This window comes from Bacillus sp. FJAT-27245 (assembly GCF_001273955.1).
Lineage (GTDB): Bacteria > Bacillota > Bacilli > Bacillales > Cytobacillaceae > Bacillus_D.
The window spans coordinates 1958528-1983160 of sequence record NZ_LIGI01000001.1; the positions used below are offsets into that span (position 1 = coordinate 1958528).

General features: G+C 46.5%; 24 protein-coding genes, 1 riboswitch and 1 other annotated feature. Of the genes, 13 read left to right on the forward strand and 11 right to left on the reverse strand.

Features of this window, described 5'->3' with window-relative positions; translation table 11 throughout:
• Window positions 1-105: 105 nt before the first annotated feature.
• On the reverse strand, window positions 106-1380 hold the full coding sequence (locus tag ADU24_RS09425) for a dicarboxylate/amino acid:cation symporter (RefSeq protein WP_053366388.1): 1275 nt from the start codon (window positions 1378-1380) through the stop codon (window positions 106-108).
• A gap of 67 nt (window positions 1381-1447) precedes the next feature.
• On the reverse strand, window positions 1448-2497 hold the full coding sequence (locus ADU24_RS09430) for a M42 family metallopeptidase (protein ID WP_053366389.1): 1050 nt from the start codon (window positions 2495-2497) through the stop codon (window positions 1448-1450).
• A 316-nt stretch (window positions 2498-2813) separates the two neighbouring features.
• On the opposite strand from ADU24_RS09430, the gene ADU24_RS09435 reads away from it, so the two are divergent.
• Window positions 2814-3122, forward strand: coding sequence for a hypothetical protein (locus ADU24_RS09435; RefSeq protein ID WP_156324546.1), 309 nt, complete (start codon window positions 2814-2816; stop codon window positions 3120-3122).
• 107 nt (window positions 3123-3229) lie between these two features.
• Here the strand turns inward: ADU24_RS09435 and corA are convergent, their stop codons facing one another.
• Window positions 3230-4183: a magnesium/cobalt transporter CorA gene (gene corA, locus ADU24_RS09440; RefSeq protein WP_053366390.1), complete on the reverse strand. Its 954-nt coding sequence runs from the start codon at window positions 4181-4183 to the stop codon at window positions 3230-3232.
• Between the two features lie 149 nt (window positions 4184-4332).
• Window positions 4333-4545, forward strand: a binding site (T-box leader).
• A 347-nt stretch (window positions 4546-4892) separates the two neighbouring features.
• On the opposite strand from corA, the gene proS reads away from it, so the two are divergent.
• Window positions 4893-6323, forward strand: coding sequence for a proline--tRNA ligase (proS, locus tag ADU24_RS09445; RefSeq protein WP_053366391.1), 1431 nt, complete (start codon window positions 4893-4895; stop codon window positions 6321-6323).
• Window positions 6324-6450: 127 nt separating this feature from the next.
• Window positions 6451-7353, forward strand: coding sequence for a DUF899 family protein (locus ADU24_RS09450; protein WP_053366392.1), 903 nt, complete (start codon window positions 6451-6453; stop codon window positions 7351-7353).
• A 107-nt stretch (window positions 7354-7460) separates the two neighbouring features.
• On the opposite strand, the gene ADU24_RS22990 is transcribed toward ADU24_RS09450, so the two are convergent.
• Window positions 7461-7631, reverse strand: coding sequence for a hypothetical protein (locus tag ADU24_RS22990; RefSeq protein WP_156324547.1), 171 nt, complete (start codon window positions 7629-7631; stop codon window positions 7461-7463).
• Window positions 7632-7676: 45 nt separating this feature from the next.
• On the reverse strand, window positions 7677-7832 hold the full coding sequence (locus tag ADU24_RS22995) for a hypothetical protein (RefSeq protein ID WP_156324548.1): 156 nt from the start codon (window positions 7830-7832) through the stop codon (window positions 7677-7679).
• A gap of 95 nt (window positions 7833-7927) precedes the next feature.
• On the opposite strand from ADU24_RS22995, the gene ADU24_RS09455 reads away from it, so the two are divergent.
• Entirely contained in the window at window positions 7928-8506 is a 579-nt protein-coding gene (locus ADU24_RS09455) for an HAD-IA family hydrolase (RefSeq protein WP_053366393.1), read from the forward strand.
• Between the two features lie 45 nt (window positions 8507-8551).
• Here ADU24_RS09455 and ADU24_RS09460 read toward each other — a convergent pair whose 3' ends face one another.
• Complete coding sequence (locus tag ADU24_RS09460; protein WP_053368866.1) at window positions 8552-9679, reverse strand: TIGR04053 family radical SAM/SPASM domain-containing protein; 1128 nt, start codon at window positions 9677-9679, stop codon at window positions 8552-8554.
• A 457-nt stretch (window positions 9680-10136) separates the two neighbouring features.
• Window positions 10137-10469: a DUF3243 domain-containing protein gene (locus ADU24_RS09465; protein WP_053366394.1), complete on the reverse strand. Its 333-nt coding sequence runs from the start codon at window positions 10467-10469 to the stop codon at window positions 10137-10139.
• Between the two features lie 182 nt (window positions 10470-10651).
• Between ADU24_RS09465 and ADU24_RS09470 the strand changes: the two genes are divergently transcribed.
• Window positions 10652-11479: an STAS domain-containing protein gene (locus ADU24_RS09470; protein WP_053366395.1), complete on the forward strand. Its 828-nt coding sequence runs from the start codon at window positions 10652-10654 to the stop codon at window positions 11477-11479.
• 167 nt (window positions 11480-11646) lie between these two features.
• Here the strand turns inward: ADU24_RS09470 and ADU24_RS09475 are convergent, their stop codons facing one another.
• The 3 genes from ADU24_RS09475 to ADU24_RS09485 all read right to left on the reverse strand — a co-directional run bounded on the left by ADU24_RS09475 (window position 11647) and on the right by ADU24_RS09485 (window position 14802).
• Window positions 11647-12567 carry a VanW family protein gene (locus ADU24_RS09475; protein WP_053366396.1) on the reverse strand — a complete coding sequence of 307 codons (921 nt, stop codon included), beginning with the start codon at window positions 12565-12567 and terminating at the stop codon, window positions 11647-11649.
• Between the two features lie 90 nt (window positions 12568-12657).
• On the reverse strand, window positions 12658-12996 hold the full coding sequence (locus tag ADU24_RS09480) for a DUF948 domain-containing protein (protein ID WP_053366397.1): 339 nt from the start codon (window positions 12994-12996) through the stop codon (window positions 12658-12660).
• A gap of 117 nt (window positions 12997-13113) precedes the next feature.
• On the reverse strand, window positions 13114-14802 hold the full coding sequence (locus tag ADU24_RS09485; protein WP_053366398.1) for an HD domain-containing phosphohydrolase: 1689 nt from the start codon (window positions 14800-14802) through the stop codon (window positions 13114-13116).
• A 48-nt stretch (window positions 14803-14850) separates the two neighbouring features.
• Window positions 14851-14934, reverse strand: a riboswitch (cyclic di-GMP riboswitch).
• Between the two features lie 290 nt (window positions 14935-15224).
• Between ADU24_RS09485 and ADU24_RS09490 the strand changes: the two genes are divergently transcribed.
• The 6 genes from ADU24_RS09490 to ADU24_RS09515 all read left to right on the forward strand — a co-directional run bounded on the left by ADU24_RS09490 (window position 15225) and on the right by ADU24_RS09515 (window position 20568).
• Entirely contained in the window at window positions 15225-16733 is a 1509-nt protein-coding gene (locus tag ADU24_RS09490; RefSeq protein WP_053366399.1) for a carboxypeptidase M32, read from the forward strand.
• 70 nt (window positions 16734-16803) lie between these two features.
• Complete coding sequence (locus ADU24_RS09495; RefSeq protein WP_053366400.1) at window positions 16804-17055, forward strand: hypothetical protein; 252 nt, start codon at window positions 16804-16806, stop codon at window positions 17053-17055.
• 35 nt (window positions 17056-17090) lie between these two features.
• Window positions 17091-18545 carry a PstS family phosphate ABC transporter substrate-binding protein gene (locus tag ADU24_RS09500; RefSeq protein ID WP_053366401.1) on the forward strand — a complete coding sequence of 485 codons (1455 nt, stop codon included), beginning with the start codon at window positions 17091-17093 and terminating at the stop codon, window positions 18543-18545.
• A 141-nt stretch (window positions 18546-18686) separates the two neighbouring features.
• Window positions 18687-18884, forward strand: coding sequence for a PLD nuclease N-terminal domain-containing protein (locus ADU24_RS09505; RefSeq protein WP_053366402.1), 198 nt, complete (start codon window positions 18687-18689; stop codon window positions 18882-18884).
• On the forward strand, window positions 18884-19792 hold the full coding sequence (locus tag ADU24_RS09510; protein ID WP_053366403.1) for an ABC transporter ATP-binding protein: 909 nt from the start codon (window positions 18884-18886) through the stop codon (window positions 19790-19792). Before ADU24_RS09505 ends, ADU24_RS09510 begins: the two co-directional genes overlap by 1 nt.
• Entirely contained in the window at window positions 19789-20568 is a 780-nt protein-coding gene (locus ADU24_RS09515; RefSeq protein WP_053366404.1) for an ABC transporter permease, read from the forward strand. The genes ADU24_RS09510 and ADU24_RS09515 overlap by 4 nt, the downstream gene beginning before the upstream one ends.
• Before the next feature lie 114 nt (window positions 20569-20682).
• Here the strand turns inward: ADU24_RS09515 and ADU24_RS09520 are convergent, their stop codons facing one another.
• A complete protein-coding gene (locus tag ADU24_RS09520; protein ID WP_053366405.1) occupies window positions 20683-21549 on the reverse strand; it encodes an alpha/beta hydrolase in 867 nt (288 codons plus the stop codon).
• A 251-nt stretch (window positions 21550-21800) separates the two neighbouring features.
• Between ADU24_RS09520 and ADU24_RS09525 the strand changes: the two genes are divergently transcribed.
• Entirely contained in the window at window positions 21801-23027 is a 1227-nt protein-coding gene (locus tag ADU24_RS09525; protein ID WP_231689592.1) for an amidohydrolase family protein, read from the forward strand.
• A gap of 367 nt (window positions 23028-23394) precedes the next feature.
• On the forward strand, window positions 23395-24618 hold the full coding sequence (locus tag ADU24_RS09530; protein ID WP_053366407.1) for a Zn-dependent hydrolase: 1224 nt from the start codon (window positions 23395-23397) through the stop codon (window positions 24616-24618).
• The last annotated feature ends 15 nt before the right edge of the window (window positions 24619-24633 follow it).

Here is a 24633-nt window from a genome sequence, read left to right on the forward strand (position 1 = left end):
GATTGAACCCTCCTTGTTGTTCTGCCTCTGTTCTTTTTTTACCCTGTAAAGAAGGCATTAAAACAAGTTCTCTCTGAAGGGAAGGAGCCGTAACATAGCAGCCCTTTAGGAGGCGAAGTGGTTCGCTTTCCCTTTGATTGTCGCCTGAAGCCAGTTCTTTCCTTCCACGAGGCGGGAAACGAGCATACCGCAAACGGTGTTGCCGGTAGAATTAAGCAACGTTGCCGGCGCATCAATGATAGTTGAAATGACAGCGATGATTGGCAATACTTCAGGCGGGAACCCGAATACGCTAATAATCAGCATCTCGCCAATGAAACCGCCGCCCGGAATCGCGCCCATGACAGCCCCGACAAGGAACGAAACGGCGAGGATGCTTGCGATGCTAGAAAGGCTTGTCATATCCTTGCCAAAAAGGCCAAACAGAAAGACGATTTTCAGGACGCCGCCGAACACTGAACCATCCTTATGTGTATTAGCCCCGAGCGGGATAATTGTTTCCGCGATATCCTTTGGCACGCCCATCTTTTTAACGGCATCAAGGTTAACCGGAATGCAGGCCGCGCTCGAGCAAGTTGCGATGGCCGTTACGGAAGGGGCAATGACATTTTTCCAAAAAATCTTCACTCCGGCCGAACCGCCGGCAATAAATGCATACAGCGTGAAGAAACCGAAATAGTACAAGACGGAAAGGCCAAGATACAGCAGGAATGTCCGTAAATAGCCTTCCAGAATTTGCGGGCCAAGTTCGCCAATGACCGCGGCAAAATAGGCGCCGAGGCCGATAGGGGCATAATACATTACGATTTTGACTGTTTTCATCATAACTTCGGAACCCGAAGCAAGGAAGGAGGCGATTGGTTTCCCTCTCTCGCCCGCCATTGCTGTCGCCAGGCCAAAAATGACCGCGAACACAATCAATTGAAGCATGTTGCTTCTCGAGAAAAGATTGGCGAAATCCGGTACAGTTACGGTGGCGACAAGCTGGGCCGCGAGCGACGGCTTCTCGGCGTGCTCAGGCGCCTCGACTTTTTCCATCAATTCCTTCACCGAAGAAATGTCGGTATTCTCAAGCGGATTCACAACCGTTGTCCCAATAAAGGCAACGACCGCAGAGATGGCCGCCGTGATGAAAAAGACGAGAAAAATACTCCCCATAATTTTCCCAAGACGCTTCATTCCGCTCATGTTGGCAATAGCCGAAGAGATGCTGAAAAACACAAGCGGGACGATGATCGTAAACATTAAATTCAAAAATAAGTCCCCGAGCGGCTTAACAACCGTCGCATCCGTCCCGAAAATCAGCCCTGCGGCTCCGCCCACAATAATGGCGGCAAGGAGAATAATCGATGTTTTATAGCTCTTTAGGATAGAACCCATACTTCTTCAAACCTTCCTATAAATAAAATCTGTCTGTTGCGGGTGCCTGGCACCATCAAAGGCTACATTATAACACCAAATCCGATTGGATGTATTCAAACAGCAGCGCGGCGGTGTGGCCGAGCGACAGCCTGTGGGTGCGTTCGAATGCGTGCGAGGAATCGATGCCCGGTCCGATGAGTCCGTGGACGATGTCGTGGCCTGAGCGGATCGCCGCCGATGCATCGGATCCATAGTATGGATAAATATCAAGTTTGTACGGGATGCCATGCTCTTCCGCCAAGCTGACTAGCTTTTTGCGGAGGCCATAATGGTACGGGCCGCTTGCATCCTTGACACAAATGGACAGGGTATATTCATCGGTCGATTGCCCATCACCCATCGCACCCATGTCGACAGCAAGATACTCGACTGTTTCCGGAGTAATATTCGAGTTTCCGCCATAACCGATCTCCTCGTTATTTGAAAAAAGAAAATGGGTTGTATACGGCAACTCAATATTGTCCGTTTTAATCCGTTTTATAAGCTCCATCAAAATTGCAACGCTCGCCTTGTCATCAAGGTGGCGGGATTTAATATAGCCTGACGGCGTTACTTCGACCCGAGGATCGAACGAAACAAAATCGCCGACTTCAATTTCAAGAGCCCTTACTTCCCCGGCGCTATGTACTTTCTCATCAATCCGGATCTCCATATTTTCCTGGTTCCGCTCGGCCTTGCCCGCATCCTTGTATACATGGACCGACGTTTGGTGCATCAAAATCGTTCCCGTATATGTTTTCCCCGAGCTAGTTTCAATAGTGCAATATTCGCCTTCAATCGAATTGTATTTAAACCCGCCAATCAGGTCGATCTTCAGCCTGCCGCTCGGTTTGATTTCCTTCACCATCGCGCCCAGTGTATCAAGATGGGCTGTCAGCATCCTGTGCCTGCCGCTATCCTTTCCCGGGATGGTCGCAATCAATCCGCCTTTCCTGTTCCGGTATGTCTCCACTCCAGCCTCTTGCAGGAATTTCTCCACATGGGAAATCGCCTTCTCGGTATTGCCGGTAGGGCTTGGGATGGAAACAAGGTTAGTCAGAATCCCGACGATTTCTTCAATTCGTTCCTGTTCCATAAAGCTACTCCTCCAATGATTCAGTATAGTAAGCCGGGGAACGGACTGGCTATTTTTTTATAAAAAAGAAAGCCACCCGATTCCATGTACATCTTGTTCAATTATACATCCAGCAATGAGCGAATGGAGACAAATTTTGCCCAATTTATTAGTCTTTACCGGCATTTTTTATAAAGCAGGTGCATAAGCTGGTAGGGTGCGCCTGTTAAATTTTTGCAATATTTGATTAAAACTTGTGGGAATGGGGTATTACTGATATCGAAGAAGCCGCTATTCAAGGGCATTTCCTATTCTGCTTTAATAAGGGGGGAGACCAGTGACAAGGTACGAAATGCGGCATATGAAGCCGAAAAATATTAATGTGTACAAAATGGTTTTTACATTTGTTTTCCTGCTTGTCTGCATCGGCATGCTGCTGGGTTTCAGTAGGTATGCGCAGAGCACGATCAAGATTGAGGCTCCTGTTTTCGATAACGGCCAGAAGGTCATTGTAACCCTTCCGAACGGACATAAAGTGTATACATTCGAGAATTTGATCGTCGAGGAAAACGGAAAGCTTTTGTACAAGGGTGAACGCAATACAATCGACCTGACCGGTGGAAACGTGGAGTACAAGGATTGGTAAGATGTCCCGGGTTTGCTTCTTTCTCTTTTTTTGCTCTTATATTCTATTTTTTAAAAAAAGGCTGCCCGGCCAAGTACCGGTGCAGCCTTTCTACTTGAATGATGGCATTATTTAAACCACCCTTTTTTCCAAAAAAATGCGAACATGGCCACTGCAATCATCCCCATCACACCAAGAGAGGCAAAATACCCATACTTCCACGCCGTTTCCGGCATATACTCAAAGTTCATTCCATAAATTCCTGCGATGAAGGTGAGCGGCATGAAAATCGTTGTAATGACGGTCAGCACTTTCATGACGCGGTTTGTTTCGTGCGCGTTCATTGAAAGTACGCTGTCACGGATGTCCTTCGTCAGTTCGCGGTTGGAATCGATCATATCCGTCAGCTTCAGGAGATGGTCGTGGATATCGGAATAGTACGCATGCCTCGTCTGGAGATCGGTGAGTTTTTGAGAATTGAGCATCCGGTAAATCAAGTCCCTTGTCGGGGTAACGGTATGCCGGAGCATCAGCAGCCGCTGCCTGATTTCAAAAACCTCTTTCAGCACATCTTCCGTAGAGTCGCCTGTATAATTCTCGTCCATTGCATCAAGCTGGTCCTCAATGGCATAGAGAGGAGGAAAATAATTGTCGACAATCTGGTCGAGTATATGGTAGAGGATAAGAGAGGGGTTCCATTCACCATTTTTACCGGAAGAAGCGGCCCTGTTCCAAATTTCGGTTATTTCCAATGAAGGCTGCTTATGGTACGTCACGATGAAGTTTTTTGCAAGAAAAATATTTACCTCTTCCTTCTCGAGTGTATCCTGATTGATCGAATGGGTAACGAAAAACGTGTAGCCATCGTAATAATCAAGCTTCGGGCGCTGCAGCTTGTGCAGGCAGTCCTCAATTGCAAGAGGGTGGAATTTCAACGGATTGGCAAGCAGCTCCGATTCCTCCTCGCTCGGGCTGTTAAAGTCTATCCAGAACCATGATGCGGAATCCTCTGCGGCTAATTGGTCCACGGGAATCGCTGTGGTAATCTCGCCGGTATGGCTAATTGAAAGTGTTCGAATCATACGTATCTCCCCGGTGCCTTTTTCTACATAATATCCGAACTAAGCACATCGGCAAACATTTACGCCTTAAAAGGCAGCTTTTTCCGGAAAAATTTCCAGCTCCCGGTTGACATTGCCCGGCCGGATATATATAATTTTCAAAAAATGAACCTGAAACAATGATGGGGACCAGTACAATGGAACATTGTCCTGCTCAGAGAGGAAGCCGGTTGGTGCAAGGCTTCTTAGGACAGCCATTCGAACCTGCCCCGGAGTTCTGTATCGGACAATTGCGAAGATACGGCGGAGCGTTCCGTTAAACGTTAAGTGCGTGGGCATGTGCCCGCGAAATAGGGTGGTACCGCCAGGCCATGGTCCCTTTTTTAGGGGATTCATGGCCTTTTTGTATTTCTTTTCATATATAGGCACTGCCATTGCAAAAAGATAATGATTTTCAGTAAAGCTGTGTTAAATTGGCTGTTGATTTCCACTCCGGGCACACGCTTTCCGCGGGGCGCCAGTTGAGCCTCCTCGGCGCTTGCGCCTGTGGGGTCTCAACCTTGTCGCTGCATCCCGCAGGACACTGAATAGCACCCCCGAAATCGCCCACGCACGAAGAAAATGCGTAGCGTTTTCGAGGAGTCGGTACCCTCCGCTTCAATCAACGGTAGTTAAAAATCAACACTATACCTTAACACGGACATTAATATAAAAAAATGAGGGATGAAAAATGGAAAAGGAATTTGTAAAAAGCATTACCGCCATGGACAAAGACTTTGCCCAATGGTATACCGACGTCGTAACAAAAGCGGATCTCGTCGATTACTCGTCCGTCCGGGGCTCGATGATTATCCGCCCGTACGGGTACGCGCTCTGGGAAAATATCCGTGATGCGCTTGATGGGATGATTAAGGAAACTGGGCATGAAAACGTGTATATGCCTTTGTTTATCCCGGAAAGCCTTCTCGAGAAAGAGAAGGACCACATTGCCGGTTTTGCCCCTGAAGTTGCCTGGGTTACACATGGCGGTTCCGAGGAATTGGCAGAAAGGCTATGCGTACGGCCGACTTCGGAAGTGCTGTTCTGTGAGCATTACAAAAACATCATCCATTCCTACCGGGATTTGCCAAAGCTTTATAACCAGTGGGCGAATGTTGTCCGCTGGGAGAAAACCACCCGTCCGTTCCTGAGGACTCTTGAATTCCTCTGGCAGGAAGGACATACCGCGCATGAAACCGATGAGGACGCCCATGAAGAAACAAAGCGGATGCTGGACGTCTATGCGTCGTTGCTCGAAGATTACCTCGCTGTCCCCGTTGTAAAAGGGCAGAAAACGGAAAAAGAAAAATTTGCAGGCGCAAAGTTCACCTATACGGTTGAGAGCCTCATGCACGATGGCAAGGCGCTTCAGGCTGGGACATCCCATCATCTTGGCGACGGTTTTGCGAAAGCATTCGGAATCAATTATCTGGACAGGGAAGGGAAACTTCAGCATGTCCACCAGACTTCATGGGGGATGACGACAAGGGTAATCGGAGCGCTAATTATGGTACATGGCGATGACCGCGGCCTTGTTATCCCGCCGAAAGTGGCACCGACTCAGGTGATGATTGTCCCAATCGCCCAGCACAAGGAAGGGGTACTTGATTTCGCATACGGGCTGAAGGAAAGGCTGTCAGGCGCATTCCGCACCGGCATTGACGCCAGCGACAAAAACCCTGGCTGGAAGTTCAATGAATACGAAATGAAAGGAGTCCCTGTCAGGCTTGAGGCAGGCCCTCGGGATATCGAAAAAAGCCAGGTTGTGCTTGTAAGGCGCGATACCGGGGAAAAACTAATCGTTGCGGTTGATGAAGTGGGAGAGAAACTAGGCGCTCTGCTTGACGAAATCCAGCAAAATCTTTTTAGCCGGGCAAAAGGGCACCTTGAGAAAAAGACATCTGCGGCTGGCAACTTGGAGCAGTTCAAGGACAAGCTTGAGAACAATCCAGGCATGATTAAAGCAATGTGGTGCGGCAAGCGCGAGTGCGAGGATAAAATAAAGGAAGAAACAGGGGCAACCTCCCGCTGCATCCCGTTCGAGCAGGAAAAAGTGGCCGACACATGTGTATGCTGCGGCGACAAAGCGGAGTCGATGGTTGTTTGGGCAAAGGCCTACTAAACTTAAAAGGTTAACAGAACGACTGCTTGGTGAAGAGCAGTCGTTTTTGTAATTTTTCCACAAACATAAAAGGGAAAAGAGTTATCTTTATAGAAATAAACAGAAAAAGTTAATGGGGGCTGAGGGAATGTCGATTACAATTGTTCAAGCTCAAATTGAAGAACTGCAAAATGAGATTATTGAAAAAAAGAAACAGTTGAATGAATTGAAAAAATCGGTACCGGAGAAACTTGTTGAAAACTATATGTTTCAAGTTTCTAACGGGTGCACCACTTCTTTACTGGAGCTTTTTGGCGATAAAAATGAATTGATCGTCGTTCATAACATGGGGAAAGGCTGCTCGTACTGTACGATGTGGGCGGATGGATTAAATGGGGTTTTCCACCATTTAATCGCGAAGGCCGGATTTGTTGTTTCAAGTCCGGACGCGCCTGAAATACAGGAAGATTTTGCGGCAAGCCGAAAATGGCAGTTCCAAATGGTTTCAATTAAAGGAAGTACATTTGCCGAGGATATGGGTTTCCAAAAAGGGAAATACGTGTACCCCGGTGTATCAACATTCCGTAAGGACGAAGAAAACAATATTTACTTAATTGCTCAAGCACCTTTTGGGCCAGGGGATGATTTTTGTGTGACATGGCCATTGTTCGAACTTCTCCCATCCGGTTCCGAAGGCGTCGTTGCAAAACAAAACCTCAACAACCGCTCACCTTTCCAATTAACAAATAATATTGCAATCGGCGTGAAGGACTATGATCAAGCTGTGCAATTTTATGAAACGATTATTGGAAAAGAAAAGAAGCAAACCTCTGCTGGGGAGACTTTGTTTTCGATTAGCGGCACGAATATCTTCATTGAAGAACACGAGCATAATAATACTTATTTCGAATTCGCTGTAGATGATTTTGAACCTTCTAAAAAGATTTTAGTGGAGAATGGGTGTGTCATTACGAAAGAATACTCGGATAAAAGTGTGATGCTTGCCGACCCGTACGGTTTAAAGTTTCATCTCTTTGAAATGAAGAAATAATGAAATTCCTCAATTTCCAAAATGCCATAGAGTGATTCAGGCGAATAAATTTTTAAAAAAAGGATAGATTAAGCCGGAAGATTTCCCTCTTAACCTATCCTTTTCTATTATTTCTTCTTTGTATTATTGTCACCCGAGGTTGGATTCTCGTCAATGATCTTCTTGATTTTCTTCGTATCGCCATTGGCATTAATGATGCTGACAAGGTCAGTCAGGTTTTCGGCGATTTGTTCATCATCAAGCTTATGATCGTCGTGATGGTTTTCTTCGCGCTTCATTGTCTACCTCCCATTTTGTGATTTTTTCAATCGTTAGGAGAAAGTCTACTTACCTGTATCGTTCGATTTCCGGTCACTCTCTTTTGTTCCTTTTTCATTCATGACCGGTTTGTTATCTTCTTTTTTAAAATCCGAAGAGCATCCTGCGGCTCCTGCCATAAGGGCAAGCGCAGCAAGGCCTGCCGTTGCAATCTTCCTCATCGGCATTCCTCCAATCAGGCGGTTATAGTATTTATATACCCTTAAATGGGGTAATTAATTATCGATGTGGAAGAATGAAAGATGGGAGTGGCGAAATGAATATATTATGGGATTTTGATGGAACGATATTCAACACCTATCCGTCGTACACAAAATTGCTGATGGAAATATTGGGAGACGGCTATACAGAGGAGGAAACATTGGCCCAGTTGAAGATTTCATTCGGCCATGCGTTCCGTTTTTTTAAAATCAGCGAAGAGCAAAGCCGAAGAATGCTAGAAAAGGTAAGGGGTTTGAAGCCAGATGAGTTCCTTCCATTCCCCGGGGTCGAGGATCTCCTGAAAATAGCGGATAAAAATGTAATCATGACCCATAAGGAAAAAGAGGATGTCGAAAAAGTTCTTGCCCATTACAATCTCGACCGTTATTTTGCCGAAATTGTCGGGGTTGAAAATGGCTTCCCGCGAAAGCCAGACCCTGCCGCATATGCCTATTTGCATAAAAAGCACGGCATCGATCTTGTCATCGGCGACCGGGCAATTGACCTGGAGCCAGCAAGGAGGCTTGGAATTCGGACCGTATCCTATCAGAACCATGAATCGGAAGCTGACTTTTACCTCGATGACTTTCGGGAATTCGATAAAGTTGTTTTACCGTATATGGAAGTACGATAGGGAAGAAGAGGCGCCCCGCGATTGGGACGCCTCTTTTTGTTGGGACTAAACCGTTTCTTTTTTTCGCATGGCCATCGGGATGTAGACGCAATACGGCTCGCTTTCCATATAGTCTCCTGTCACCGCATACGTCCTGGAACGGGAACCTCCGCAAATCTTGTTGTATTCGCACACACCGCATTTGCCTTTGTATTTATCCGGGCTGCGGAGATCCTTCAGCACCTCGGAATTCCTGTAAATCTCAGCGAGCGGTTTTTCGCGGACGTTTCCAACCGGGATCGGAAGCAGGCCGCTCGGCATCACATCGCCAATATGGTCAACGAAAATAAAGCCATTTCCGTCATTTACGCCTTTTGGTGCGCGTTTCAGGCCGTCAATGATGCCTTCCTGGTCCATTGTCATCGTATCCTCGTAGCGGATTTCACCCTTTGAGATCTTGTGGTCGCGGGCCTTTTCCTGTAGAACCACACGGCGATAATGCTGGGCTGCAGTTGTTTTAATATCATAAGGGGCGGTCTTGCTCAGCTGGTAGAGCCAGCGGAAAACCTTCTCGTGCTCGGCAGGAGTAATGCACTTGTCTTCCTGGCCACGGCCTGTCGGTACGAGCAGGAAAATATACCACATAACCGCCTTCAATTCGCCAACGAGCTTCGCCATCTCCTCAAGAGAGTCATAGTTGTAGCGGGAAATGACCGTGTTGATTTGCAGCGGCATTTCAAGCTCGTTCAGGTACTTTATCTTCTCAAGTGTCAGATCGAATGACCCTGGCGTACCGCGAAAATGGTCATGGATTTCCGGCGTCGGGCCATCAAGGCTGAATCCCCAGCGCGAGAGGCCAACATCCTTCGCACGCTGCATTTTTTCCTTCGTGACATTATCGGTCGCACTTGGAACCATTGAAACCCTCATGCCTTTTTTAACGGCATAATCAGCTAGCTCGAATAAATCCTCGCGCATCATGCAGTCGCCGCCTGTAAAAACAAGCATTGGGTTATTCATGTCATAAATCTGGTCAAGAAGATTAATGCCCTCTTCATGTGTCAGCTCACGAGGATCCTTCTTAAGTTGTGCGTCAGCGCGGCAGTGTACACACTTAAGCTGGCATGCCCGCGTCACTTCCCAAATAACGATAAATGGATTTTCGTCATAATCGATTGCCGGGCCGAGTCCCATATTATGCGGATGTCCGCCGGGATGTCCCCCAGGGTGGCCTCCGGGGTGGCCGCCAGTACGCATTCCAGGGTGTCCGCCTCCGTGCGGATGCCCCATTCCTTGTGGGTGTCCCGTTCCGTTCGGATGTCCCATTCCTTGCATTTTCATCACCATGCTTCACATTAGTATTTGTTCTATGATTTGTCCTTTGGGTAAGCAACATAATCATGATGTTCTATAAGTTAATTATAAGAGTGGGCATCGTGGAAAAATCGGCGTATTGTTACGATTTTTCTACATTCCTGTGCCAAATTGGAAAACTAAAGAGGGGGGGAATATAAACCAGCACAATTTCTGGGTAAAATAAAGGGGGTAAAATTATCGGAGTTTGAGTGGGCATCTGAAATGAAATTTGGCTCTTTTGCAACCAACAGAACAAAAAAACCGGCTTCAGATAAGCCGGTGCTGTCAATTATTCTTATTCCGCCCACTTCACGAGCATGTGGGCAAGCATATGGCGTTCCTCGTCGTTTCCGACTTGCCACAGATCCATCAGGAGGGCTTCCTCACGGTTTTGCGGTTCGGCGTTTTTGGCGAGGTAGTTACCAACCTTTTGGGCTGCGACCGCCAATTCTTCGTCATCCATCCCAATCCGCTTGGCCAGCTCGATTCGCTTGCTCAGATAGGAGCGGAATTCATTGAAGTCCTGAAGTTTGTCGTACATTTTGCCTTCGTCAATCCGGTCGACAACTTCATCCACTTTTGACGGTTCGAAATCTCCATCCTTATGGACCGCGTGATCCTTTTCCATTGTACATCATCCTCCGTTTCATCAAATGAATTCTTTTGTACTTTTACCCCCGCCGGGAGGCATCAAACATAGGATATGGACAGCGATTTTAGGAAAATATCCCGTTTGTTCACTCCCGGCTTTGCATCCGGCGAGGAAAATGGTATGGTCAATTTAAGAAAATTTTTAGGAGAAAAAGCCAAATGGAAAAGGACCAATTGAAAAAATACTTCAGCAAAAAAATCAAATCGAATATTGACAGGATAACAGATCAACTCATAACTGAAATGCTTTCTTTTTACAAATTCCGTTTTCATGATGAAGTGCAGGAAAAGGAAACGACCGAAAAATTCAGGGAACTTGTCCAGATTGTCCTTAATTGCCTGAAGGATGAGGATGTAAAGGACCATGCTTTTAAGTGGGGAGAATTGATTGGCGCAAAGTCCGTCCAAAATGGGGGGGATCTTGGAAACACAATCAAAGGGGTGACAATTTATAAAAATGTCATTTGGTCCTTTTTGTTGGAAGAGGGTAGGAATATTCAAATAAACAACGAGGAATTACTCGATATCATCATGGAAACCGACCATATTTTCAACAACATGGTCCATGGTTTCAGTACTTCGTTTACGACCAATGCGGAGCAACTCCTCCAGGAATCACGGGAGCTTTATTTGAAGATTTCCGTCCCAATTGTACCGATTTCGCAAAAACTTGCTGTTCTGCCACTTATCGGGGAAATCAATGAAATGCGCTCGGAAACATTGATCGTTGATTCACTAGATACGTGTGTGAAAAAGCGGATTGAAACGCTTGTCATCGACCTTTCCGGAGTGTATGAAGTGGACTTGATCGGCATTGAAGTCCTGTTCAAACTCATCCGCTCCCTCACTCTCCTGGGCGTCATGCCCGTCATCACAGGGATGAAAGGGGAGCTCAGCCAGACATTCATCAATCTGGGAATCGATTTAAAAGGAGTTTCAATTTACAGTAACCTTGAACAAGCGTTAAAGGAATTGAAGTTTTTTTAAGAAGCCGCTATTATGGCCTTTTACACGTTTTTGTTTCAATGTTTATTAAGAGAACTAAAATCGTCAAAGCCAAAACTGTTTCTTTTAAAATGAAAACCAAGGCATCCGCATAATCCAATGGGTTTGCCTTGGTTTTTTTAATGTCTCGGAATACTGTAATTAAATCCTTATCGGTCCGAAGGTTTTAACGTTGTTTCCTCGGGCAGGATGGCGGGCGCCCCCGGGATGCTCCTTGGCTTGAACTCAATGTTCGTAGCAGAGTACAGGGTAACCGATAATGTGCTGCCATACGCATTGGCCCGGATTAACACCGGCTGGCTGTACGGGTTTTTAAAAACAAAATCAGGCCCATACCAGCTGACGGTCGCATCTCGGCCAGAGGGGACATAGGTGACAGCCTTTGTATGTGAATACCGCTGGATAATTGACATGCCGGCATTGTCTGCAGCATTGAACAAGGTAGATGAAACCTGGCAAATCCCTCCGCCAATCCCTTCCGATAATTCTCCGCGCACGATTACCGGGGCTTTCCTATACCCGCGTGCAGCTGTCCTTTTCCCAATCGCCTTATTAAAAGAAAAAGTCTCGCCAGGAAACACGACTTTTCCATTAAGCGTGTCGGTGGCCAGCCTAATGTTATGGACGCGTTCCTTGTTTCCCCCGTTAAAAAAAGTCGTGTAACGGCCAATCAGCCTTGTCCGAATGTGGTCGAGCAGCTCGCTGTCAACATCAGGATAAATCGTTTTTGTCGGTACTTCAGTCCGTAAAGGCTTTCCAGAATAAAGGAAGGAATACAAAATCTCCTCCATTTTTACGCGGTCAAGCTCACAGCCGGCCTTTTCTGGTAAAATTGTTCCGGCTCCATTAATTTTGGCGTTTTCGGGTGGGGCCTTCACTTCTTTTTCAAGGCTGTCCAGTAAATTCGAGACTTTGAAAGGGTCTGGAAACACGCTGCCCGGAACTGGGAGAAGGGTTATATCCTCACGGTGAATGACGGTGATGAGCTGTCCATCAGACTCGATAAATAACGTGTGATGACTGATAGGCAATAAAGTTAAAATGGCTGACAGAAAAACTGTTTTCAACATATTCGGGCCCCTCCTCCTTTTTAGTATGGATGAACGGAGGGGAAATAATAAAAAAACCCGCCGGCAGTAGGCGGGTTTTACGAAAAATCGTTAATAGGCGGGCGTTCTGGACTTCTTTCTCCGATTCAATTTCGCCACAGGCCGGATTTTCACCAGCTTTTTAACAGTGGCAAGGGTATCTTTGGCGGCATCCGCCGTAAAGGAAACCGCCTCTTTTTTGTAATCGATGTCGGCGAGAAGTTCCTGCTGGCTTTTCGTTAGCTGGTCCGATTCAACCTTCAGCGTGTCCGCCTTTTGCTGAACTCTCGCAATCGTCTCGTTCAGCCTGTTGAGGGCAGGTTTTGCTTCTTTAAATGCTTTGAAGGCGACATAGCCGAGGTATCCCAGGGAAAGGATGATAGCGGCTATGCTTAAATAAACAATCCACATACTTATGACTCCTCCCACACTCGTTTCTTTATTTTTACCCGAAAAAAGTAATTTCTAACTAAACCTTCTGCAAATCCATCGTAATGAGGTGTCAGCCTAAGCTGATAGGGCGGCTTGTTATGACACCATAGAAGCTCTGAATGTTTTCAAAAAGCAAACCGCTTCAAGGACATTTTCGGCAATCAGATCGGCGGCCTTGATTTTTTTGCCTTGGACGGCCATCCCGCCAACTATGATTCCCACGTCAGGATAAAGGCCTTTTAATCTCTCGCAGGTCCGGCTGAGAACTGGTACATTCTCTGCCATAGTTGCCGAAAAACAAACGCATATTGCATTCTTTTCGGAAATAAGGGCGGCTAGTTCGGAATCCGAAACCGAATTGTACAGCTTATGGACTTTCACTCCGTGCAGATTCAATATGCCGGCCACCATTTCAAGGGGTAGGATATGCTTTTCAGTTCCTGGCACGGCAAGAATGACAGTTCCCTTAGTTTTATGCCCCGTTTGTGGGTTTTTTAAGGAAAGACCTTCAAGGATCTCCATTGTAACGGATGACGCGATCTTTTCCTGTGTTATGGAAATCCTGCCTTCTTCCCAAAGGGAACCGATTCGTTCCATTGATTTGGCGATGACTTCTTCGTACATTTCCTCGATTTTCATATGCTCGGTCAGCTCTCTGAATAAATCATCCGCGAGAGTTTTTCTTCCATGGAGGAGGGCGTCTGTATAGGACTCCAATAACAGGGCGGAATTGACCTTCTTCCATTTCAGAAGCCTCTTGATCGTTAATGAATGGTCAACGGGAAGCTTGATAATTTCCCGTTTTGACTCAGTCCGAATAATCGGAAGGGTCGGGATTGCATCGAACACTTTTACGACAGTTGCATTTTCGTTATTCGAGAGCTTCACAACTGCTTCCTCAGGATAGATTTTCATCAAATCGATTAATTGGAGGAGAATATCAAGGTCGTAGCATTCTTCGTCCTCGAGCAGAATCTGGATTGCCTTTTGGGCTGAGTATGCCTTCCGGTACGGCCGCTCGAGGGTTAGGGCGGAATACACATCGGCAATCATTAATATCCTCATCGAAATGTCCAAATCCTTTGCTTCAAGGCCGTCGGGATAACCTGAGCCGTCCAGACGCTCGTGATGGCTTTTTGCATAAGCGGCAATCGGTCCGGAAAACCCGTTCTTTGTAAGGATTCTGTGCCCGTAGAGCGTATGCTTTTTCATTTCCGCGAATTCTTCGTATGTAAGTTTTCCAGGCTTATCAAGAATCTCTTTGGTGATCTTCGTTTTTCCAAAGTCGTGCAGCAAAAAGCCGATAGCAATCTCCTCCAGGTCCTGCAGGCCAATCTTTTTGGCAAGGAGGATTCCCAGAAGGAAAACATCAAAGGAATGCTGCCAAGTAAATGTGTCGTATCCCTTCATTTTATAAAAAAGGGAAGAGACTGTTTTATCTCTCATAATGCGGAGGAACATCGTCTCGGCAAAATTAAGATCATCTATTTCAAATAGAAGGTGTCCATATCTTTTATCAGTACCAATGGTCACCAGAAGATTGAAAAATTGCTCGATATGCAATTTCGAATTCTTCATGTCATTCAGGCGATGAGGAGGACTTCCGGTTCCCCCATGCAAGGAAGAAGGATGCAGTATGTTCACTTCTTCAATCCCCAGGTCGCTTAACTTTTTTATGAAAATAGGAGAAAGGGACATGCCCCTCTTTAAGATTAACAGCTGACCCAGGTACACATTCTCGTTCAGAATGTCTCCTGGCTTAATTTCACTCAGCTTTTTCAACATATGATCCACCCCTTAAAAAAGCGCCAAATATTCATTTGCGCTTACGAATCCAGCAACTGGCTAACATAGCATTACGCCTTAGTCCCTATAGTTTTGCGCCACCCCTTTTCAGGGGATTTGCCTTTTTGATGATTTGTGTGAGGCTCCAGGAAGAATTGTTTCTAAAGTTGTCCGTTCCTAGTATACATAATAAACGATAATCTAGGGAGAAAAAATCAAAATTTGTCGAATTTTGTATTTTTGGAATAACGGAAACATAAGTTTTAGCATATTTTTTACGAAAAAACGGGTTTTTTAATGCCTTTTGTTTTAAAAAATAGATTGAAAATTTAAGCTATTTTTTGGAGGGCAGGGAAAAAACGGGTATAATGGGTAGGCGGCCCACCAATAGTAGGGGCCAATTTTCAAAGGGGGGAATTTGGATGGATAGACAGAAAGCAATCCAGGACTTCAAAGCGCTTGATGAAAAAATTACCCATTTCCAAAGCATAGCGGGCCTAACGGATTGGGACCAGAAAGTTATGGCTCCGAAAAAAGGGCGTGCCCAGTTCGCCAAAGCGATTGGCACATTGCGGACGGAGGCGTTCAAGCTTGCCGTTTCGGAGGAGATGGGCAGGCTGCTTGAGGAATTGACTTCGGAATCCGTGGAGCTTGATGAAGTGACAGCCGCGCAGGTTCGTGAACGAAAAGAACAGTATGATCGCTCAAAGCGAATTCCAGCTGAGGAATTCAAGGAATTTGCCATTTTGACAGCCCAAGCGAATGATGCGTGGGAGCATGCGAGAGAGCACAATGACTTCGGCCATTTCGCGCCGTACCTTGAAAAGATTGTTGCGTTCAGGAGGAAATTCGCCGAGTTGTTCGGCTATGAAAACCATCCATATGACGCTGTACTGGATGAATATGAACCTGGCCTGACGGTGGCAAAGCTTGACCCGATTTTCGCCAGGCTGCGGGACACAAGCGTGGCCCTGTTGGAGCGGATCAAGAAATCGCCATACCAGACGCCTTCGGAAATTTTCGGCCAGAAATACAATGTTGAAAAGCAAAAGGAATTCAACCGCTTCATTTTGCCGATCATCGGCTTTGACATGGAAGCGGGAAGGCTGGATGAAACGGTGCACCCATTTGCGCAAAGCATCAATATCGGCGATGTCCGCCTGACGACAAGGTATCTCGAGAACAATGTCCGCTCCGCGCTGTTCGGAACCATCCATGAAGCGGGCCATGGCATCTACGAACAAAACATCGACACGAAATTTGACGGGACCGTGTTGGCAAGCGGGACTTCCTTTGGCATCCATGAATCCCAGTCGCGCTTCCTTGAGAACATGGTCGGGCGCAGCAGGGCGTTCTGGAGCTATTTTTACCCAAGACTGGTTGAATATTTCCCAGAGCAGCTTGGAAATGTAAGTGAGGAAGATTTCTACCGGGCGGTTAACACTGTCGAGCCTTCGTTCATCAGGGTGGAAGCGGATGAACTGACGTATAATTTGCATATTATGGTCCGCTATGAAATCGAAAAGGCGCTCATGGCCGGCGAACTTGAGGTTCACGAACTTCCATCCGTCTGGAATAGCAAAATGGAAGAATACCTTGGGATCACGCCTGCGACGGACCGGGAAGGCGTCCTTCAGGATGTCCACTGGTCATTCGGCGGAATCGGCTACTTCCCGTCGTATTCACTTGGCAACCTATATGCCGCGCAAATCCTGAATACAATCAGGAAGGAAGTGCCTGATTACGAAGCAGCGGTTGCTGAGGGGAATTTCGCGCCTGTCATGGGGTGGCTGAAGGAGAAAATCCACCAGTACGGTGCGCTTTACAGGCCGAATGAACTGATTGTCCGAGTAACCGGCGAAGAATTGAATGCAGATTACCTCGCCGAATACCTTGAAGCGAAGTATTCAGAGGTTTATAAATTATCGTAGGGGCAAATGCAGTTCAGGAAAGTAAGTGGAGTGTAAGTAAATCGGAGCTAAATAATAATTTCCGGATAAAGTGGAGAAATTTCCGGATAAAGCAGGAAAACTTCCGGATAAAAAGGAAAAACTTCCGGATAAAACTGAAAAATCTCCGGGAATCGCTAGCAGTCTGCTAGCAAACACCAACCAAACAAGTGATAAACTGAAAAATTTTCTACAAAAAAGAGGGCGCGCCACTTGGCAAGCCCTCTTTTTCATGTTTATTAAAACCTCGTACAAGAAAATGATTCCAAGTTCTGAATTGAACTTTGATGTGCATATGGTGTAAAATTACACTAAACTTACCAAAGGGGTTGTGGGGCCTTGCGGAGAATCGTTTTTCTTGTGTCAATTTTTTATGTGCTTTTTCCATTTGTTTTATCTATGATTGTAGGATTTCTGGTCGTTTCGGTCGGTGAAGCGGGATCATTTATCGGTATTGCCGGATTTTTAGCCGGTGGCATTGGGGCTGGCATTTATTTTTCAAAAAATGATCGAAACGATTTAAGCGGATTAAAAAAGTTCTTGCCAGTCTTTCTGCCGCTATTCCTTACCGTTTTTACGGCGGCCATCCTTATGCTTGCGACAAAAGGGCATTTCGGCAATGATTTATGGGCAGGATTCATCTTCTTGTTTTTCCCATTCCTGCCGAATAGCTTTCTAAACGTTTTGGGCGGGGAAATCATGCTTGTCTTCCTCGCGCCTTTCGCTTATTTCCTTGGTTTCCAGGGAGCATATGTGGCTTCGGCTAAACGGAACCGGCCGAAGTGGAAATCTTTTTGGGCCGGATGCCTTTCAGTGGCGATATGCCTTGCCATTTCGGCAACAGTCCTTTGGCAAAGGAGCCAGACAGTTTTGCCATCTTATGGTTTCAAGTATGAAAACGGCTATTCGAGCGTCGATTTGACCCCCTATTATGTCACAAACAATGCCAATGTTTTGCCAAAACTCGATGAACCGGCTACTTTTAAAATTGAAAAGAAGGAAGAAATGCCGGTTCTCGATGGTGCTGAAGCAGCCTACCCTGTGTACGCGGCATTCGCTAACGCGGTTTATGAAAATATCGCCTCCATCAATGATGGAAACGAGAAATACGGGGAAATTGTCAGTTTTACAAATACGATTTACGCGTTTGAACGGCTTCTATTCGGCGAGGTTGATATTTTCTTTGGCGCGCAGCCTTCGGAGGAACAGAAGCGGCTGGCGGAGTCGCAGGGCAAAGAATTGGTCATGACGCCAATCGGAAAAGAAGCTTTTGTCTTTTTTGCAAACAGCAAGAACCCGATTGATTCGCTTACCGTCAACCAAATCAAGGGAATCTATTCCGGCGGGATAACAAATTGGAGCGAAGTGGGCGGAGGAAATGCCAAAATCAGGGCGTTCCAGCGGCCCGAAGGTTCTGGCTCGCAAACCATCATGCAGATGATCATGAAAGGCACGCCGCTGATGGACCCGCTAAAGGAAGAAATCAGAGGAATGGGTGATATCATTGAGGAGGTTGCTGACTACAGGAATTACAAGAATGCCCTTGGGTACTCGTTCCGCTTTTTCACAACTGGCATGAACCCAACCAAGGAGATTAAATTGCTGGCGATTAACGGGATTGAACCGTCCCCGGAAACGATACAAGTAGGCAGCTATCCATATGTGGTCAACCTTTTCGCGATTACCCTAAAAGATAATCCAAAACAAACAATCGAACCGTTCCTCAAATGGATGCAAGGTCCCCAGGGCCAAAAACTTGTGGAAGAGGTCGGTTATATACCGCTTAAAAATTAGAGAGAATCAGTTTATTCCTTTTACTATTATTTTCTATGAAAATATTAGAAAAATATGGACACATTACCTATTTATGCTACTATAAAATAAGACTTTAGTCACAGAAATGTCATCACTTTTAAATTTTAGGGGGAATGAAAAATGGATGTTGGCGGTATTGGTTATGGCTTATTGGTGCCGATTATGCTCATTCAACTTGTGTTGCTTGTCGTCGCAATCATCGACCTGATTCGGACTGAGGAGACGAACGGGCCGAAATGGGTTTGGGCACTAGTCATCTTATTCATCAGTTTTATCGGGCCGATATTGTATTTTATTTTCGGAAGGAGAAATAATTAATGCCCCTCGTCGAAATTAGCGGCCTTAAAAAGAGCTTTAAGGGAAACGAAGTCATCAAGGGGCTCGACTTTGTCCTGAAAAAAGGAAAATGCACAGCGTTGCTTGGACCAAATGGCGCCGGGAAAACGACAACGCTTAGAATGCTGTCCGGACTAATGGAGCCGACGGAAGGAACAATTGTTTTTCCGGATGCGAAAAGAGGGGAAGATCTTCGGAAGTTTATCGGCTATCTGCCCCAGTTTCCTGTGTATTATAACTGGATGTCTGGCCAGGAATTCTTGTCGTATGCGGGAAGGCTTGCAGGGCTTTCGAAAAAGGAAGCGAAAGAGAGAACAGGGGAGCTACTGGAATTGGTCGGGATTGCCGATGCGAAAAAGCGGCATGTTGGAAAATATTCAGGAGGGATGAAGCAGCGGCTCGGGATTGCACAGGCGCTCATTCACCGCCCAAAACTCATCATGCTCGATGAACCGGTTTCCGCGCTCGATCCCTTTGGCAGAAGGGAAGTACTCGAGCTTCTTGAAAAATTGAAAAACGAAACGACTGTCCTATTTTCCACACATATATTAAATGATGCCGAGGAAGTTTGCGATGAAATCCTCTTTCTCCATAATGGGGAAATCGTTGAATCGGGAACAATGGCAGAACTGCGGGACCGCCATAAGCAATCGAGGGTGGAGCTTCAATTCAATGGGCAGGCGGCAGAATATAAAGAAGCTTTTTCTTCAGCCCAGTTTGTACAGGATATCGAGGTCACAAACGGCCAAATGAAAATTTTCGTTACTGACCTCGATAAGGCAACGAATAGCATACTGAAGATTGCGGCAAATGGGGAGTTTCCTGTTACGAAGATTGAATCCAGCAGGATGACACTTGAAGATATTTTTATGAAGGTGGTGGGAAAATGAGCCAGTTCCTAACCCTTCTGCAAAAAGAAATTCTTGAAATGTGGCGGAACTTTAAATGGGTTTGGGTTCCGATCGTATTTATTATTCTCGGCGTACAGGAACCGTTGTCAATCTATTACATGCCCCAGCTTATTGACTCGCTTGGCGGGCTTCCGGAAGGCGCGGTCATCGAAATCCCGACGCCAGCACCGGCGGAAGTACTCGCAGGCGGTATTGGGCAGTACAATATGATGGGATTCATTATTATCATTCTCCTAAGCATGAGCCTTGTGGCCGGCGAGGTGAAAAGCGGGATAGCGGCGATGATCCTGGTCAAGCCGGTGAAACACGGGTACTATATCGCTGCCAAATGGGTTGGCGCCGTACTGCTTGTTTGGGCCTCATTCTTTATCGGTTACCTTGTAACATGGTATTATACCGGGCTCCTCTTTGATTGGGTTCCGTTTGATGCATTTATCGGTTCATTTTTCATTGAAGGCTTATGGTTGACATTCATCCTGACAATTACCTTGTTTTTCAGCGCGGTGTTCAATGTTCCCGGCGCGGCGGGATTTGCAGCCGCGGCAGTTGGCATCATTTTATCACTCGTCAGCAATTCGCTCGCGCACATTCTTGAATGGAGCCCGGGGTTGCTGCCAGCATACGCTTCAACCTATCTTATCGAGGATAGTCTGAAACGAGATGGGATAATGGCAATCGTATTGACAGCCGTAATCCTCGCCATATTGCTTTTCCTTGCGATGAGGATTTTTAAGAATAAAGAACTTGCTGATTAGCAAAAAACAAACCGGCTGGTCAGTCCAGTCCGGTTTGTTTGATTTTTGGGCTAATTGGTTTAGTGGTTGATAAATTCAAGGTGTTTTTTTGAAAAATAAAGGCACCCTGGCACTTTAAATAACCGATTTCAGGAAGCTGATTATTTCGGCGAACGCATCCTTCACCACTGGGTCGTCCATCTTTTCGTCGAATTGATGAGCGCCTCCGCGAATGGTTATCAATTTGTTCCGGACGCCCGCTTCAGTCAGTTTCCGGGACATTCTTTCGGATTCTTCATACGGAACATCATCATCCTTCGTGCCGTGAAGAAGCATTGTTGGAGGGTAATCCGCGTCGACATTCCAAAATGGCGACCATTTACGAAGCTGATTCTTCTCAAAGAGGGTGTCAACTCCTGATACATCCCCGATCCATTCTCCGGATTGCCTCCCATATAAATAAATCCCATAACGTTCAGTGATTGGCCCTACTGAAATCGCGTCCTTTTTTACAAGCATGGCCCGTAGTTCTTTTGGCACCCTGGCCATCGCCTGAAAGTATGGGCTTGGTTCAAGCGCCCAGCTGCCCGTAATGTCTCCATACCCATAAAAGGAAACGATCGCTTTCGGCTTTGTTTCAAACGTCCCGCTTAACAGGGAAAGATAGCCGCCGGCCGAACCACCCGAAACAATAATTTTCTCCGGGTCTATTCCAAATTGGGCCGCACCCTCCGATGTCAGCCAACGCATTGCATCCTCCACGTCCTGCTTGATTTCAGGAAGTTTAGCTTCCGGGGCAAGCCTGTAATCGATTGTGAACACTGCAAAGCCAGCGTCATTGTAAAGTTTGATTTGCTCTTCCTTCATATCCTCGCGGGATCCCCAAATAAGGCCGCCCCCGTGTATATACATAATCACTGGCGCCATTTTTGATTCCACAGGATAAAAATCCCCTTTAATGTCAAGGTTGTCGGCTGTTTTGTACACAACAGTTGTTTTCATGCTAGTTCAACTTCTTTCTCTAAAAAGTTCTTGATAAGAAATAATACTAGTATAGCAACTGTCACCTTATATGACAAAAGGTTAGGAACGCGGGACATGCGAGGGAAGTTCGGAATGCAGGAAAGGCAGCTTTTAGTTTCAAAAAACGGAATGTTTGCGGAGCGCAGGTACGTTTCGTATGATGAGTGAGAGAATTTTTTGAAGGGGAAACATACTTATACGCTTGGCCACTGTAAAATTTGGAGGTTGCAATGATGGATATTTTATTCAAGCAAGTACGGCTTAAAGATGGCGAAGAACTGAAAGATGTTGCCATCAAGTGCGGAAAAATCGAAGCGATTGAAAAAGAATTGAATGTTGAAGCTGCAAGGGTAATCGAAGGCAACGGGAAAGTATTAATTCCCGGCCTTGTAGAAAGCCATATCCACCTGGATAAAGCGTTGATTGCCGACAGGCTTCCGAACAAATCAGGTACCTTGCAGGAAGCACTTTCGGTAACTGCCCAGCTGAAGCCTACTTTTTCAAAAGAAGATATTGCCGACCGTGCTGAGCGAACCCTTCAAATGCTGATCAAGCATGGTACGACCCACATCCGTACACAATCCGAGTTCGATCCTTCCCAAGGCTTTACAGGTTTCGAAACAGTAATGGAGCTGAAGGAAAAGTACAAGGGCATCGTTGATATCCAAGTCGTTGCTTTCCCGCAGGAAGGGATTTTGAAAGCGCCCGGAACAGAAAAAATGATGTACGAAGCAATGGAGATGGGCGCGGACGTTGTCGGCGGAATCCCTTACAATGATACTCCTTGGGATAAGCATATTGACCTCGTATTTGAAATCGCGAAGAAATACGATAAGCCAATCGACTTCCATCAGGACTTCAAAGACGGCGCTGAGGGAATGAACATCGAGTACGTTTGCGATAAAACAATTAAAGAAGGCTACCAGGGACGCGTTTCAGTCGGCCATTTGACTGCACTTGGCGCGCTTCCAAAAGACCGCCTGCAGCCAATCATTGAAAAAATGGCTGAAGCGCAAATCAGCGTCATGAGCTTGCCTGCAACCGACCTTCACCTTGGCGGAAGGCACGACGAATACAATGTGCGCCGCGCATTGACCCCAATCCGCACACTTCGCGACGGCGGCGTCAATATGTGTATTGCCACAAACAATATCCGCAACGCCTTCACTCCATACGGAACAGGCGACGTGATGCTGACGGCAATGCTCGCAATCCCTGCCGCTCACCTAGGCGGCGCGGATGACCTGCCAACTGTAATGCCGATGATTACAACAAACCCTGCGAAAGCTATGCACGTTTCCGGTTACGGCATCGAAGTTGAAAATAACGCCGATGTTGTCCTTCTAGACACTGAATCTGTAACCAACGCGGTCATCGACATGCCAGCAAAGCTTTTCGTCGTGAAGAGCGGCAAGATTACCGTTGAAACGAAGAAATCCGTTGAGCTTTTCTTTTAAAATAATGTTCTGAATGTGATAAGGCGGCGAAATGCCGTCTTTTTTGCAGGGTGGAGGGGTTGGGGAGCTTTTTGTAGGATGGATTGAAGTCGCTACCTCGATTATCGTTTGATTAATGGAATATATCGCCCACTTTTTCGGATTTATCGACCACTTTTCCAAGTTTATCCCCCACTTTTTCAATTATATCGAAAATTCCATGGCGGATATCGAAAACTGTCACATTTTAGACACGATTTAACGTAGTGGAAAGAAGACCAGGCGCGCTGTGAAACAAGAAAATTCGAGTGGTGACAGGGCACTGTTCGCATTTTTTGTTATAAAGATTTATAATTATATGATAATTTGTTAAATGGAGTTGTGATATATGGTAAGTTCAATCCGTCTGTGGAAGAGGCTCCAGCAGCTGAGTAAAGTAGGGGCGACAGAGAACGGGGGCGTTACCCGGCTTTCTTTTACAAAAGAAGAGCGGGAGGCGAAGAATTTAATTACTGGATTTATGAAAGAGGCCGGCCTTTCGGTTAGGGAGGATGAAGCCGGCAACCTGATTGGCCGGAGGGAAGGCACAGTTGAAGGTTCGCCTGTCGTAATGACTGGTTCGCATATCGATTCCGTGTTTGACGGCGGGAATTTCGATGGGCCGCTTGGCGTGATGTCGGCAATCGAGGCGCTGCAGACGATGGAGGAGGAAGGGCTAACAACTAATCATCCGATTGAGGTAATCGCGTTTACGGATGAGGAAGGTGCACGCTTCAGTTTCGGTATGCTCGGAAGCCGAGCGATTGCCGGTTTGATTACCGGTGAAGAGCTAGAAAACAGGGACAAGGATGGCGTATCCATTGCGGAGGCGATGGAAGCATCGGGATTCAATCCTAAGGAACTCGGCAAGGCCGCCCGGAAAAAAGAAGATGTTAAAGCATATATAGAACTACATATTGAGCAGGGAAAGGTTCTTGAGAAAGAGAATTTAGCTGTCGGGGTTGTATCCGGGATTGCCGGGCCGCTTTGGATGAAGTTTACGGTCGAAGGCGAGGCCGGCCATGCCGGCAATACGCCAATGGGCATCCGCCGCGACGCAATGACAGCAGCAGCGCGGATGATGTTGATGATCGAGCAGGAAGCCATTAAAACAGGGACGTCTGTTGGAACGGTCGGCCAGCTTAATCTTTTCCCAGGCGGTATAAACATCATTCCCGGCCGGGTTGAGTTTTCGTTAGACCTTAGGGATATCAATGAAGAAACCCGGGATGAAGTTGAAAGGGCAATTTTAAAAGAAGCGAGCCGGATTGCGGATGAACAGGGGGTCAAACTCTCTGTCGAAGACCTGCAGCGGATTCCGCCCGCACCATGTGATGAAGAAATCCAGCAGGCGGTCCGTGAGTCAATAGCAGAAGCCGGTTTACCAACAATGACCCTGCCTAGCGGGGCCGGCCATGACGGGATGCAATTCACTGGTTTATGGCCGATTGGCATGATTTTCGTCCGTTCGAAAAACGGCATCAGCCATGACCCTGCGGAGTGGACTTCCCAGGAAGATTGCGCTGCCGGAGCGGACGTGCTGTACAGGACTCTTCTAAAACTGGCAAACTAATCGAAGGAGATGGGG